The following is a 12,707-nucleotide window of genomic DNA, read 5'->3' as shown; positions in this document are numbered from 1 at the left end:
TGTGGGCTCAGTTGAGCGCCCACCGCTCGACCGCTATGCCGGTCAATCGAGTAAACCGATCAGCAGCTTCGGCAGCCGATAGGTCACCCCGCAACCACGCAGGCGCGAGCTGCGCGAATGCCGCCACAACCTCCGCATGGTCTTCATCCCGGTCCGCCACGATGACCGTATGCACCGCCATCCGGCCGATCTGCCATTCATTTGGCTTGAGCCATGTCTCGAGCTCGCCCACGCACCTCATGCTTGAAGCGAGCATCACATCATCTGAAAGACGACTCGACTTCAACCCGAACTCGATGATGGAGGGCACAAGGCGCCGCAGGGACTCGGCCCGTGCATGCCGCTCCTGTTCGCGCACGCGCTTTCCCTCCAGCACGAACGGCACGATCACCGCACCAATCATCGACGTTACGAATCCAATGAGTGATCCGAGCAGCACTGCCCATCCGCTATCCACAGTCGGAACTGTATCGGTGCCCCGCTTTTTGAGACAGCGTCCGTACCTCCGCCTGGGGGCAGCACGAAATTCTCTCTCTAATACAAATCTTGGTACAAAACTCGAGCGGGCGAGGTTAGGTCGAGCTAGGCTTTTCGAGTTTGCTGCTCTTCTTCTTTTTCTTCTTCTGGGCAGCACAAAGCTGCGGCCCTTGGCCGCCTTTCGCTGGACTCTAGCACCCGGCCAGACTTCTTAGCAATCCGGGCGGCTCCCTGACGGTCGCCGCCCTCGCAGCTCGGGCACTCGCTTAGTCCTTGCTGCGAGCGACGGAGCAGGGACGGCGCAGGTATGTACCAACGATTGTGTTAGGACAGCATTTGCGCCAGGCGGGCGACGGCGTCGCGCTGCATGGTGGGAGTCACGTGCGAGTAGATGTTCATCGTCGTGCTGATGTTGCTGTGGCCGAGGCGCTCCTGGACGACCTTGGGGTGCACGCCAAGCTCGAGCAGCAGGGTCGCGTGAGTGTGTCGGAGTCCCTTGATGGTGAGTGGCTTGAGTGCGTGGTCGCCGAGTTGCTCGCGCGCCCATTGGACGCGCCTGGTCCAGAGCGCGGTTACCGCGTTGGGGTCGCGGAGGCGTCCGTCGAGGTGCCCGAATACGGGCGAGGAGGGTCGGGCGAGGTCGAGCGATAGCGCGCCTCGTGCTGCCTTCCACGAGCGGAGGACTGCGGTGGTGTCGTCGTCGATGTCGACGACGCGGGCGCTGCCGGTCTTGGTGCTCTTGACGGTGTTGCGCTGCACGGTGTCGACGGCGCGCCGGATGCTGATGCGCTGGTTTGTTAGGTCGATGTCGCCCCATCGGAGTCCGAGGACTTCGCCGCGCCGCATGCCGGTGTGGGCGAGCACTTGCCAGATGGGGAAGGCCTCATCGTGCAGCTCGTCCCTGTTCCAGTCGAGGAATGTGCGTAGCTCTGTGGCCGTCCACGTTTCCAGCTCGGGGCGCTGGGCACGGATTGCTTTGCCGGTGGGCGCTTTCACAGTGCGCGACTTGCGGGCCGGGTTCGCGGCGATGTGGCCGTCGTCGATCGCGGCGTCGAGCATGGCACCGATGACGACGTGAACCTTGTTGACGGAGTTGGCCGAGAGCGGCCCACCCTTGTCTTTATCGTCGGCGCGTCCGTGTTCGAGGAGTTCGCGATAGTGGCGGGCGAGCCGCGTGGCGGTGAGCTGGTCGAGGCGCAGTCGACCTAGTTGCGGGTTGACGTGGTGGCGGATGATCTTGCGGTAGCCGTAGATGGTCGAGGGCGCGAGGGTGAGACCGTCGAGCCACTCGGCAGCGAAGGTCGCGACAGTGGGAGGCCCGCCTTTGGCGAGGGTGCCCAGGGCGCGTGCTTTGCGCCGTGCTTCCTGTAGTGCGGCGTCGGCTTCCTGTGCGGTGGAGTAACCGCCCTTACCTGCCTGCCGTGTGCCTGCGTCGGGGTGCTCGGGGTCGAGTGGCACTCGGAGTTGCCAGCGCCAGCGGGTGCCGGCCTTCGTCGTGTAGCTCGTGATCGAGCCGACGCCGCGCCGTCGCCCGCGGTTAGCCATGTTTCCGCGCTTCGTCACCGAGCGAGACGGCGCCAGCATCTCGATCACTTGCAAGGTGGACACGAGCACGACTCCACACGCTGGAATCGGCCGAGGGCTCGTCGACCTCAGGCAGGACTAGGCCGGCGTTGAGCGCCTTCTCCTTGAAGCGCACGAGGTCCCGCATCGCATCATCTGCGATGCCTAGTTGCTCTTCGAGCTTCCCGTTGAGCCAGAGTCGCTCGGCGCCGTCAAGTCGCTCTGCCCGGTGAAGTGTGTGGGCGAGATCGCGGTTCGCCGCAACAGCGTTCCCGACGAGTCGCTTGTACTCGCGGCTCTGCGCGAGGACATCCGTGACTGCCAACCAGTCCTCGCGGTCGGATTCGGGATCAGCCGACCATGGCAGGCCAGCCGACTCAATTGGCCTGGCCCCGGTGAACCATTCGATGACCTCCCACACCGGGAGCGCTTGCCGATCCCACACCTCGTACTCGCCATGGCTGTCGACAGAAAAGAGGAGCAGAAGGGGCGGCACGTTGAGCGCCAGGGCGATCGCGAAGAGGTCAGCGACTGGCAGGACTGGCCGTCGCCCGTTCTCAAGGTCGGCGATTACCGAGCGCCTTACGTAATGACCGAGGGTCAGCGTGCGGTCGGCAACGTCCTGAGCGCTGAGCCCCTGATCTCGCCGAGCAGCGCGCACGCGCGCACCAATCTCGACCGTCTGTCGCTTGGCCCAGCTCTCGCTTTCCGGATGCGTGCTCACCGTCACAGATTAGGGCAAAGCCGGGCAAATTGACATCCTGCCCCCAAAAAACACGGCGTGGCGCTTGACGGGACACACGCAAACATGCGTAGATGTACTCGTACTTGACGTTGTACCCACAAGGAGGAAGTCATGAGCAAGACACAAGCCCGCCCCATAGTCACCCTGGCGGATGCGCGTAGCGCCGACACCGCTGCATTGACGATCGCAGAAGCCGCGCGCGTGCTCGGCGTTGACCCACGAACCGTGAGCGCGAGTGCAGCGGCTGGGGAGCTCCCGTCTGTTCGCATCGGACGACGAGTGCTGATTCCGCGAGAGCCATTCCTCGCTTTGTTCGAGCCACAGATGGCGAGTGCTCGATGACCGCCGAGGTCGGCCCTTGCCGCACGTTCACGTGGTGCCAGACAGACCATGTGCGCCGGGGCAGTTGGGAGGAGCTTGACGACGGGCGTATCGAGTGCGAGCACGTGCTTGATACGCACGAGGAGCTTGTGGGCGAGGAGGGTCAGTCCGTGAGCCTTTGGCTTGCTGTCTATGAGTATCGCGATGCCGATGGGCAGTCGTTCAGCGCTCCCAAGCTCGTGCTCAACACGAACGCGCCACACGCCACCCTTCTTCCATCGGTGGCCTCGAGGCTTGCCCGTGCTCTCGACGAGCTCGCGACTGTAGCGGGCTCTGCGCTGGAGGCTCGGCAGTGAGTGGCGGCGAGGGCGACACGCTATTCGCTGCACGGTTCACGCCTCGGCCGGAGGAGTCCAAGGCTCTCCATCGGGCCCGCGCTGAGGCGCTACGGGTTCGCGCGGTCGCTCTCCCGTCCAGCAGCACGGAGCGGGCGGCTCTCGAAGCTGACTCGCGCGCCGCCGCTGACCGGGCCGCGCGCTCGCGTGTCCTGCGTGCCGAGGACTTGCAGCGAGCGAGGCGGAGCTTCGGTGATGGCTAGTCCTGTGTCCGGATGGGACGGCCTGTTGAACGTTGACCCGGCCCAGGAAGGCTCCCCCGTGCCCGATGAGTTCAATCCCGATCTATACACCGATCCGCCCAAGCCCGAGCGTGCCGCTGAGGAACGAGGGCGTACCGGCCCGAATCAGGCTACGGAGCTGGTGCAGTTGGCTCGGTCGCGCTATGACGTGGTGCGCGGCGATGACAGCAAGATTTATGCCGTCGCCCATTCGCTCCCGGGTATCGCATACAAGCTGCGCGAGGATGGCGGGCTCAGGCAGCAGCTCGCAGCGGCCTACTACGACGACAAAGGCCGTGTGGCTTCGGGCGGCGCGCTCACCGATGCGCTTGCGGTGCTTGAGGGTGACGCTCGCCACTCGCCGGAGACGCGCGTCGCCATCCGCGTTGGCGCTCATGGGGATGGTGTGGTGCTCGACCTTGGCACGCCCGACGCCCGCGCGGTCGTGGCGACGGCGGAGCGATGGGCTGTCGTCAAGCACGCCCCGATCTTGTTCCGCCGCACTAAAGCGATGCTGGCACTCCCCGAGCCCGTCGCCGGTGGCTCCTTCGACCGGCTGCGTGCGTTGCTGAACGTCGACGAATCCGGCTTCCGGCTGGTCGTGGGGTGGCTCGTGGGTGCGCTCCTCGACGGCAGTCCTCAGCCGATCTTGGCGCTGACAGGGCAACAGGGCACGGCCAAGACGACCGCCGCGACGCTCGTGCTGTCTCTGATCGACCCATCTGCCGCCTCGATGCAGTCGCAGCCGCGCGACGAGGAGAACTGGGCTGTTGCCGCGTTCAATGCCTATGGCATCGGTCTCGACAACATCTCGCGGATGGCGCCGTGGTTCCAGGACGCACTGTGCAAGGCGGTGACCGGCGCGGCCCTCGTGAGACGGGAACGGTACAGCGATGACTCGATTAGCGTGCTGCGGTTCCGCCGGCCGATCGTCATCACGACGATCGACCCGGGTGCTCTCCAGGGCGATGTTGCCGACCGTCTGCTTCCGATCGAGTTGCAGCCAATCACTCGACGACAGCGACGTACCGACGCCGAGGTAATGGCGGAAGCCGCGGACGGCCGGCCCGAGACGCTCGGTGCCTTGCTCGACACGCTCGTGAAGGTGCTGGGCGCGCTTCCGACTGTTCACGTGCCCGAGCTGCCCCGCATGGCGGACTTCGCGCGCGTGCTCGCAGCACTCGACGAGGTCACCGGCTGGAGCACGCTCGCCGACTACCAGGCAGCAACGACGTCGGCGGCTCAAGACGTGGTCGACGGCAACTCCTTCGCGTCGGCGATTGTCACTCTTGTGCGATCGACGGGGCGATGGGAGGGCACGTGCGCTGATCTATTGAGCGCGCTCGACGATGGCGAGAGGCACCCTGCTGACTGGCCCAAGACAGCGCGAGGCGTGACCGCACTCTTGCAGCGCCTCACCCCTGCGCTGGCCGCGTCCGACGTTGAGGTTTACCGGCATCATGCGCGGACTAACCGGGGGCAGGCATACACCCTGTCCAACACCGCGTCAGCATCATCACGACTGTGCTCGCGGTGCAGCCTGCCGCTGCACGAAGCGCTTGCAACGGCAGGCGCAACCACACACCCAACCTGCGATGAATCAACCACTGAGGAGGCTAACTGATGCCCACGACATACACGCCCGAATTGCGTTGGGGCGATGCGGTCACCGCTTTCGAGGCCGCGCAGCGTGCCGCACGTTATGCAGATTCGACAATCGAGACGAGGCTCAAGCACGTGCGCCGATTCGCTGACGGTATCGGACTGAGCCCGTGGCGCGTGACCTATGAGGACATCCGCGCATGGCTCGACCGGGAGTCGAGCAACAAGCACACCCGTCTTTCGCTGCGAACCTCCATCCGTGCCTTCTACCGTTGGGCGGCTGCGAGTGGCCGCATGGCCGATGACCCGAGCGAGGAGCCCAGCTACGTCACGAAGAAGGCCCCAGTGCCGGAGAAGTGGCGCCCGGCCCTTGATGCGTTCCGCTCGTATCTGCGCGCCAACGGGCAGCCCCGCACTTCGGTAAGCGTGCGCATGGCGCAGCTATCCCGCTTCGCTCGTGATCACACCAACCTTGACCCGTTCGATGTTGGCTTCGATGACCTCGTCGACTGGCTGAGCGAGAAGCGTTGGAAGCCGGAGACGCGCCGCGCTCATCGCTCTGTCCTCCGCGTGTTCTATGCCTGGGCTGTCCAGTCCGGGCGGATGGAGACCTCCCCGGCGGAGAAGCTCCCCGTTGTCAGGCGCGGCACACACCTCCCGCGCCCGGCTCTTGAAGAGGAGTACCGGAAGGCGCTTGCGTTCGCGTCACCGCGGGAGCGTCTCGCGTTGGTGCTCGCCGCGGAGCTGGGCATGCGCCGCGCTGAGGTCGCACAGGTGCACTCCAAGGACTTGATGCAGCGTGACGGCATCTGGACGCTGACGGTGCACGGCAAGGGAGCACACCAGCGCTCGCTTCCCCTGGCTCCGAACCACGTGAGCATGCTTCGGTCGCTGCCCGAGGGGTACGTGTTCCCCGGTAACGACCATGGGCATATCTCGCCCGCCTACTTAGGCAAGCTCATTTCGCGCCTACTGCCAGCCGGAGTCACCATGCACGCGCTGCGGCACCGGTTCGCCACGAGGGTCTATGCGGTAGACCGTGACGTGTTCGCCGTGCAGCAGCTACTCGGGCACGCCTCCCCCGCGACGACGCAAGTGTATGTGCGTATCGAGGAGTCGAGCATGCGCCGTCTGGTCGAGGCGGTGGCGTCATGAGCGACCGCTCTGAGGCGGCTGTCGCTCAACTCAAGCAGGCCGCGCAGCTCCTTGCCTCTGCTCCCGGCGCGAGCCCGCTGCCGAAAGCCGTTGCGGGCGTCTTAGAGGCGCAGGCCCGGCACTGGCGCTCGTGGTTTCCGGCCGACCCGACGCAGATGGACAAAGCCATTGTGCATCTATCCCAGATTGTCCTTGCCACCTATGGCCCCCAGACCCGGCCCGCTGACGCCGGTACTCGTCAGCACTCGCCCAACTCGAACCCAACCAAGAAAGAAGGCTGACCCTATGTCAATCGCTACCACTGCCCCGTCCTCGACGAGTTCCGATCTGCCCCGCGGTTTCGATGACCCAAGTTCTCCGCATTTCGTGCCCGAGCCGCTTCGTCCGCACTACTCGCGGAAGAACCGGCAGCCGAACGGCGTCGATGATGCTGCGAGGTCGCTCGCCTGGGCGTTCGCCCGCCAGACGGTGCAGGAGCGCCTTGGGCTGTCGGCTGCGTCTGCTGAGCGCTTCCCCACGCAGGAGTACCTCGATGAGGTGGCCGCGACGGCTCATCGGATGCTTCGCGAGGACTATCGCGAGCTGACCGATCGCGCCTTGCATGACCAGCTCCTCGCCGCGGCTCACGCAGCGCACGCCCATGCGGAGCAGAACAAAGAGATTCTCGAGCGGAACCGCCGCACGACCACGTGCCCGGTGTGCGGCCAGTGTGACCCGGTACGCAATGGCGGGGTGCAGACACGGAGCGTGCTTCCTGAGACGGTCGCTCGTGCGCGCGTGCAGCCTAACCCGCACCCTTCCATTCGGTCGTGCGTTGCTTGCTACGTGCTCCTCGTCGACGCGTACAAGAATGCTCTTGCGTCTGAGCCCCTCGAGGACTGGCGCGCGCCTACGCGCCGCGATGCCGTTCTCGCCGCGTTGCAGCCGCACCTCCCCGCGAAGTACGCGCCCACTCCCTAGAAGATCACCCGACCCCTTGGGGTTGCCGCGACTAGTCCTCTAGGCAGCCCCAAGGCCCCTCACCCCCACCAAGAAAGGAAGCCTTACCCATGGCTAAAGGAATCAGCATCGGCGTCGGTGCCGACACCCGTGACTTCTCGAAGGCAGTCAGCAAGGGCGTCATCGACCCTCTCGAGGATGCGCAGGATGCGCTCGACGACGTGGCCCGCGACGGCGACAAGGCCGGAGACAAGCTGGAGCGGTCGTTCAAGGACGCCCAGAAACAGACCGAGAAGTACGGCCGCGAATTCTCGCCCCTCGCCCGCGAGATGGACAGGCAGACCAAGCGAGGCGCAGATGACGTAGCTCGCAACACTGAGCGCGGCTTCGACCGTGCGGAGCAGGCCGCGGGCGCGTTCAAGGATGAAGCGGTGCAGAACTTCGCCGAGACGGCCTCGAGCTTTGACGGGTCGATGGATTCGATCGCGGATATGGCGCAGTCGACGCTCGGCGGGCTCGCAACGGCTATCCCAGGTATCGGCCTCGGTTTGGCCGGCCTCGGTGCTGTCGGCGGCATGTTCTACAACCAGTGGCGCACCGCTGCCGAGGATACCGAAGCGCGCATCGCTTCGATGTACGACGACATGCTCCAGTCCGGGCTCGACTTCCTGTCTGAGGAGGCGGTGACGCAAGGGCTGAATGACCTCTTCAATCCGACCGACGATGCCGGGAAGCGCGCTCTGGAGGAGGTGACTCGCATCGCGAAAGACACCGGGCTGAGCATCGAGGAGGTCGGCGTCGCATGGGTGACTTCGGGTCAGAAGCGAGACGAAGTGCACTCGACCGCGATGGCGAAGTATGAAGCGGAGAAGCGCGCTCTCGAGGAGTTACAGGAGAAGGCGAAGGATCCGGTCTGGGCTGACTACTACGAGCCGCAGCTAGAGGCACAGACCGACATCGTGGAGAACTACCGTGAGATCGCGGAGAAGATGCGCGATCTCGACGCTACGGAGCAGGATGTCGTCCAGGGTGTGAAGAATGCCCGTGCTGCCACTGATCTCTTCAAGGGCTCGATGACGGAGGCGCAGAAGGAAGCGACGAAGGTTGCCGACGAGGTAGCCAAGATTCCCGACGTGTCGACCAAGACCGTGAGGCTCAGCGTTGATGACTCGGCAGTGAAGAACTGGCGCCCTCCGATGCTTCCGCCTGCCGTCCTTGAGATACAGCAGAAGTTTGGAAGGCGGATCGATTGATGGATCCACTGGACGGCTCGTGCATAGCTGTGAGCAGCGATGACGAGGAAGTGTGCGGCCGTCCTGCCGCATTCGTCGCCCGCTGCCGGAGCTGTGCTGGTCAGGGCCCCTTCTGTGCCGCGCACGCCATGGGCGTTAGTTCAATTCCGGAAGCGGCGACGTGCGGCGAATGTGGAGCGAAAGCAGAGGTAGAGATAGCACTCATCTCCACTGTCTGAAGTAGGAGCCAAGAAGAGGCGGCTCACCCGCGAAGGGTGGGCCGCCTCTTTGCGTTCGCCTCGGTTAAGTGACGGTTGCTGTGACGGTCTAGCCAACCGTCACAGCGTCAGCACGCCTCAAATATGCCTCTGATCAGGCTTTATGTCCGTTGTGACGGTTGTGCTAACGGATACGACTCACATCCGAGATGTATCCACGTCCCTACTGCCTTCCGTCCGAACGGTGCACGGCTATGCAACAGTCCATGCAACACCGCTGTTGCATAGCCGTGCTTCTAGATGTTGCTCGGCTCTTTCGCGATGCCCATACTGCCCCGTATTTCCGGGCGAGGAGGCACTTCGCTGCATCGTGCTGCATCCCCTGCCGAGGGAGTTCGAATCCCCCATTCTCCGCCAATTGCCTACGTTCGAGACGTGCGACGAAACCCCCGATCAGAGGACGAGATCGGCGAGGGACAGCCGTGTGCGCGGCGCCAGCTCGCGGGCCTGCAGCTTCTCGGAGAGCGCATCCGCCGAGCCGAGCACGCCGAGTGCCGTCACCGAGACGGGCACGAGGCCTGGCGCGAGACCGAAGGAGTCCCGCAGAGTATCGGGATAGATGCCGCCCATCTGGTGCGTGTGTAGGCCGAGCAACTGCGCCTGCAGCGAGAGGTGGGCGACGGACTGCCCGAGATCGTATTCGGCCCAGCGAAGGGTCGAGCCCGAGGCATCCGTCGTCGTCGCGACATTGACGATGAGCACGGATGCCGACCGTGCCCACACCTCGTTGAACTCGATCAGGCCGGTGAGGATCGCGTCATGCGTTGGCGTACCTCGATGGCCGACGATGAAGCGCCACGGCTGCGTGTTGCTCGCGGAGGGCGCCCAGCGCGCCGCCTCGAGCACGGTCGTCAGCTGCTGCTCGGTGACCGTCGCGTCGGGGTCGAAGGCCCGCGTGCTCCACCGCTGCGCATGCGCATCGCTGAGGGGGACTGACGAATCGGCGAGACGGGAGGGGGCGGCAACAGACGTGGGCATACGTCCAAGGCTAACCCGGCGTCGGCTCAGCTCCCTGAGTTGTGCGAGGCTCCCCCGTCGTACACGGTCGGGTCGGTATCGGGATCCTCCGGTGCTCCGCCTGAGTCGGTGTCGGCCTCGACCTTGGGGTCGTCGACGTCGTGCACCGCGCCGTCCTGCTCGGCTGGGTCCTGTGCGTTCTTGGGGTCAGACATGCCGCACACGGTACGCCGTCGGGAGGAGTTTCGACAGGCTCAACCCGCGGTTTCGACAGGCTCAACCCGCGACAGGCTCAACCCAGGAATGACTCGACCGCGTCGGCCGCATTCTCCACGCCGCCGTTCGCTCGTGTCTCGGCACTCAGCACGGCGAGCCGCTCCCGCACCTCGCGCGAGTTGGCGACCGAGTCGACCGAGAGACGGATCGATTCCGCGCTGACCTCGGCGGTGGGCAGGTGGATGCCGATGCCCAGCTCGGCGAGCTTGTCGGCGTTCGCGAACTGGTCGACAGCCTGCGGGATGGCGACGGTCGGCACTCCGAACCACAGCGCCTCCGTGCATCCGCCCATCCCCGCGTGCGTGATGAAGGCGTCAGCGGATGCCAGCACCGTGAGTTGCGGCACCTGCTCATGCACCTCGACGTTGACGGGCAGGGGGCCGAGCTCGTCGGGATCCACCCGACGGCCGATCGCCAAGACGACGTGCCAGGCGTCGTCCGCCTCGGGGCCGAGCACGTCCCCCTGCTCCCCCGCAAGACCGAAGGCCTCGATGACGCTGCGGTAGACGTGCAACTGGTCGGTGTAGGCGGTGCCGAAGGAGACGAGGAGCACACGGCGGCCGGCGGGGGGCGGGGTCCACGAGTCATCCGCGAGCCTGACGGGGTCGAGGCACGGGCCGACGAAGCGCACCGTGTCGGGCACGCGGTCGGCGAAGGGCTGCATGGCCTTCGGCAGGAGCGCGAGGATGTGGTCCGGCTGCTTCGTCTCGGCATCCCAGTCGAGGCCGTTCTCGCGGAACCACGCGGTGAAGGTGTCAAAGTAGGCGCGACCCGAGACGGAGGTCTTGAGCGCCTCATAGAACTCGCCGTTGTCTTGCTCGAAGGTGTCCCACGCGACGAAGGCCGGTGAGAGCTGCACGGCCGGCACCCCGTAGCGCGCGGCAAGAATGGGCCCCGGATGCCCGCCGATGTCATAGAGCACAAGGTCGGGCCGGTCATCGTCGAAGCGCTCGATGAGCATGGGCAGCACGGCGATGCCCTCATCGAGGAAGACCCGCATGGACTCCCCCATGTCGTGCGGCCAGTCCTCATCGCCCTGGGGAAGGATCGACGGATGCGCCACAACCTCCACCCCCGTGGGGGCCACCAGCGGCACGAGTTCGTCACCCACCACATAGCTGACGCGGTGCCCCCGGTCGACCAGTTCGCGCATGAGCGCGAGCGACGGGTAGATGTGGCTCGGCGCAGTCGAGGCGACCATGAGGACGTGCGGCATCGGGGCTCCCATCGTTGCGAGTGCCCAGCAGTCTAGCGACGCAGGGAAGCCACCGTCTCCACCATGATGTGCCACGTCTCATCCGGCTGGCGCACCCTGCCGACGACCTCCTGGCTCAGGATGCCGTGCGCCCACGTCCAGACGGCGGCGGTCTTTGACCCGCCCTCGTCAGCCCCCAGGAGCGTCGTCATGGCATCCCTGAACATCGACGCGGCGGGATGACTGATCTGCACGGCTGCCTGCTCCTCAGCGAACGGTTTGCTGTTCATGAGCAAATAGAGCTGCGGATGCGCGAGGCCGAAGTCACGGAACGCACCGAGCAGCAGCCGCACCCGCTCCTTGGGCTCCGTGTCGCTCGGCATCTGCGCGAGGCAACGTTCGAAACCGTCAGCCAACATCTGGAGGCCATGTTCGACCAGGCGGACCTCGATGTCGGCCTTGCTCTCGAACTGCTTGTAGAGGGAGGGCGGTTTGATGCCGGCGAGGCGGGCGACCTCGCCGATGCTCAGGTGGGCGAAGCCATCGCGCTCGAGCACCTCAAGGGCGATCTGCACGAGCTGCTGCCTTCGCGACACCTTTGGAGCGGGGGTCTCCAGGATCATGCGGTCAGACTAGTGGGCGGCCAGCTTGCTGGCCGCCTCGGCACGCCTCCGTTGTCGTTCGCGTTCCAGCCGCACGGCGAAGGGTGCCCACACAATGATCGCGACGCCGGCGCCGATCAGCATGCCGCCGATCGTGTCGGTGAGCCAGTGCACCCCGAGGTAGGTGCGGGAGAGCAGCATGAGGATGGTGTAGATCACCCCCGCGATCCATACCCAGGTGCGCGACAGGATGATGCCGAGCGTGACGGCGATCGTGGCGGCATTCGCGACATGCCCCGAGGGGAAGGAACCTGCATCCGAGAGCACCATCATCTCCTCGGGCCGCGGGCGATCGAAGGTGCCCTTGAGGAGTTGCACGACTCCCACGCTGATGAGCGCCGCGAGCGCGTAGTAGAGGGCTGCCCAGAATCGGCGGAGGAGGCAGAGCACGACGACCGTGCCGATCGGGATGACGTAGATGCCCACGATGCCGCCCCCGAGCCAGTCGAGGAGGAGTGCGGGTGCGTCGAGCCAGATCGTCCTCTGTTCAGCGAGATCCTCGAGCCACTCGTTGTCCGGCTCGAGCGCGGCGTTGCCGACACCGAATGCGATGAGCGCGCCGAGCGCTGCAGCGAGCGCCACCGCAACGGCGGCGCTGATGACGGGCCAACGGCGGGTGACCTTGTGAGCTTCGCGGGATGGCATGGCCTGAGGGTATGCGCAGCGCGCGGCCGCGGCATCCAGTGCGC

Annotated in this window: 15 protein-coding genes; 7 read left to right on the top strand and 8 right to left on the bottom strand. The window is 65.5% G+C overall.

Annotated elements, in window-relative coordinates; all coding sequences use genetic code 11:
- Positions 1-7 precede the first annotated feature (7 nt).
- The 3 genes from ACIQK7_RS08220 to ACIQK7_RS08210 all read right to left on the bottom strand — a co-directional run bounded on the left by ACIQK7_RS08220 (position 8) and on the right by ACIQK7_RS08210 (position 2,764).
- Positions 8-457: a hypothetical protein gene (locus ACIQK7_RS08220; protein WP_403023158.1), complete on the bottom strand. Its 450-nt coding sequence runs from the start codon at positions 455-457 to the stop codon at positions 8-10.
- A 344-nt stretch (positions 458-801) separates the two neighbouring features.
- On the bottom strand, positions 802-2,022 hold the full coding sequence (locus ACIQK7_RS08215) for a tyrosine-type recombinase/integrase (protein ID WP_403023155.1): 1,221 nt from the start codon (positions 2,020-2,022) through the stop codon (positions 802-804).
- Positions 2,015-2,764, bottom strand: a complete 750-nt coding sequence (locus ACIQK7_RS08210; protein WP_403023152.1) for a helix-turn-helix domain-containing protein — start codon at positions 2,762-2,764, stop codon at positions 2,015-2,017. The genes ACIQK7_RS08215 and ACIQK7_RS08210 overlap by 8 nt, the downstream gene beginning before the upstream one ends.
- A 132-nt stretch (positions 2,765-2,896) precedes the next feature.
- On the opposite strand from ACIQK7_RS08210, the gene ACIQK7_RS08205 reads away from it, so the two are divergent.
- The 7 genes from ACIQK7_RS08205 (at position 2,897) to ACIQK7_RS08175 (ending at position 8,671) form a co-directional block, all read left to right on the top strand.
- Entirely contained in the window at positions 2,897-3,127 is a 231-nt protein-coding gene (locus ACIQK7_RS08205; protein WP_403023149.1) for a helix-turn-helix domain-containing protein, read from the top strand.
- On the top strand, positions 3,124-3,462 hold the full coding sequence (locus ACIQK7_RS08200) for a hypothetical protein (RefSeq protein ID WP_403023146.1): 339 nt from the start codon (positions 3,124-3,126) through the stop codon (positions 3,460-3,462). Before ACIQK7_RS08205 ends, ACIQK7_RS08200 begins: the two co-directional genes overlap by 4 nt.
- 300 nt (positions 3,463-3,762) lie before the next feature.
- A complete protein-coding gene (locus ACIQK7_RS08195; RefSeq protein ID WP_403023144.1) occupies positions 3,763-5,346 on the top strand; it encodes a hypothetical protein in 1,584 nt (527 codons plus the stop codon).
- Entirely contained in the window at positions 5,346-6,479 is a 1,134-nt protein-coding gene (locus tag ACIQK7_RS08190; RefSeq protein ID WP_403023141.1) for a tyrosine-type recombinase/integrase, read from the top strand. Before ACIQK7_RS08195 ends, ACIQK7_RS08190 begins: the two co-directional genes overlap by 1 nt.
- Entirely contained in the window at positions 6,476-6,760 is a 285-nt protein-coding gene (locus ACIQK7_RS08185; RefSeq protein WP_403023140.1) for a hypothetical protein, read from the top strand. The genes ACIQK7_RS08190 and ACIQK7_RS08185 overlap by 4 nt, the downstream gene beginning before the upstream one ends.
- 4 nt (positions 6,761-6,764) lie before the next feature.
- Positions 6,765-7,439 carry a hypothetical protein gene (locus ACIQK7_RS08180; protein WP_403023137.1) on the top strand — a complete coding sequence of 225 codons (675 nt, stop codon included), beginning with the start codon at positions 6,765-6,767 and terminating at the stop codon, positions 7,437-7,439.
- Positions 7,440-7,528: 89 nt separating this feature from the next.
- Positions 7,529-8,671, top strand: coding sequence for a hypothetical protein (locus ACIQK7_RS08175; protein ID WP_403023134.1), 1,143 nt, complete (start codon positions 7,529-7,531; stop codon positions 8,669-8,671).
- A gap of 650 nt (positions 8,672-9,321) precedes the next feature.
- Here the strand turns inward: ACIQK7_RS08175 and ACIQK7_RS08170 are convergent.
- From ACIQK7_RS08170 to ACIQK7_RS08150, 5 genes are all read right to left on the bottom strand, one after another.
- A complete protein-coding gene (locus tag ACIQK7_RS08170) occupies positions 9,322-9,906 on the bottom strand; it encodes a nitroreductase family protein (protein WP_403023131.1) in 585 nt (194 codons plus the stop codon).
- A gap of 26 nt (positions 9,907-9,932) precedes the next feature.
- A complete protein-coding gene (locus ACIQK7_RS08165; RefSeq protein ID WP_403023128.1) occupies positions 9,933-10,100 on the bottom strand; it encodes a hypothetical protein in 168 nt (55 codons plus the stop codon).
- A gap of 77 nt (positions 10,101-10,177) precedes the next feature.
- The gene (locus ACIQK7_RS08160; RefSeq protein ID WP_403023125.1) at positions 10,178-11,377 is read right to left on the bottom strand and encodes a macrolide family glycosyltransferase; all 1,200 of its coding nucleotides are present in this window, start codon (positions 11,375-11,377) and stop codon (positions 10,178-10,180) included.
- A 32-nt stretch (positions 11,378-11,409) separates the two neighbouring features.
- Positions 11,410-11,979, bottom strand: coding sequence for a TetR/AcrR family transcriptional regulator (locus ACIQK7_RS08155; RefSeq protein ID WP_403023122.1), 570 nt, complete (start codon positions 11,977-11,979; stop codon positions 11,410-11,412).
- Between the two features lie 9 nt (positions 11,980-11,988).
- Positions 11,989-12,663 (bottom strand): phosphatase PAP2 family protein, encoded by a 675-nt coding sequence (locus ACIQK7_RS08150; RefSeq protein ID WP_403023120.1) that lies wholly within the window; start codon positions 12,661-12,663, stop codon positions 11,989-11,991.
- Between the last annotated feature and the right edge of the window lie 44 nt (positions 12,664-12,707).

It is taken from the genome of Salinibacterium sp. GXW1014, from assembly GCF_044769865.1.
Classification (GTDB): domain Bacteria; phylum Actinomycetota; class Actinomycetes; order Actinomycetales; family Microbacteriaceae; genus Homoserinimonas.
The sequence above is the reverse complement of the archived record's forward strand: the minus strand, read 5'-3'. Positions and strand labels throughout refer to the sequence as shown.

Excerpts from the sequence above, each read along its gene's own strand:
- ACIQK7_RS08215 (WP_403023155.1), bottom strand. The coding sequence starts at position 2,022 with ATGGCTAACCGCGGGCGACGGCGCGGCGTCGGCTCGATCACGAGCTAC.
- ACIQK7_RS08205 (WP_403023149.1), top strand. The coding sequence starts at position 2,897 with ATGAGCAAGACACAAGCCCGCCCCATAGTCACCCTGGCGGATGCGCGT.
- ACIQK7_RS08200 (WP_403023146.1), top strand. The coding sequence starts at position 3,124 with ATGACCGCCGAGGTCGGCCCTTGCCGCACGTTCACGTGGTGCCAGACA.
- ACIQK7_RS08190 (WP_403023141.1), top strand. The coding sequence starts at position 5,346 with ATGCCCACGACATACACGCCCGAATTGCGTTGGGGCGATGCGGTCACC.
- ACIQK7_RS08185 (WP_403023140.1), top strand. The coding sequence starts at position 6,476 with ATGAGCGACCGCTCTGAGGCGGCTGTCGCTCAACTCAAGCAGGCCGCG.
- ACIQK7_RS08180 (WP_403023137.1), top strand. The coding sequence starts at position 6,765 with ATGTCAATCGCTACCACTGCCCCGTCCTCGACGAGTTCCGATCTGCCC.
- ACIQK7_RS08175 (WP_403023134.1), top strand. The coding sequence starts at position 7,529 with ATGGCTAAAGGAATCAGCATCGGCGTCGGTGCCGACACCCGTGACTTC.
- ACIQK7_RS08170 (WP_403023131.1), bottom strand. The coding sequence starts at position 9,906 with ATGCCCACGTCTGTTGCCGCCCCCTCCCGTCTCGCCGATTCGTCAGTC.
- ACIQK7_RS08165 (WP_403023128.1), bottom strand. The coding sequence starts at position 10,100 with ATGTCTGACCCCAAGAACGCACAGGACCCAGCCGAGCAGGACGGCGCG.
- ACIQK7_RS08160 (WP_403023125.1), bottom strand. The coding sequence starts at position 11,377 with ATGCCGCACGTCCTCATGGTCGCCTCGACTGCGCCGAGCCACATCTAC.
- ACIQK7_RS08155 (WP_403023122.1), bottom strand. The coding sequence starts at position 11,979 with ATGATCCTGGAGACCCCCGCTCCAAAGGTGTCGCGAAGGCAGCAGCTC.
- ACIQK7_RS08150 (WP_403023120.1), bottom strand. The coding sequence starts at position 12,663 with ATGCCATCCCGCGAAGCTCACAAGGTCACCCGCCGTTGGCCCGTCATC.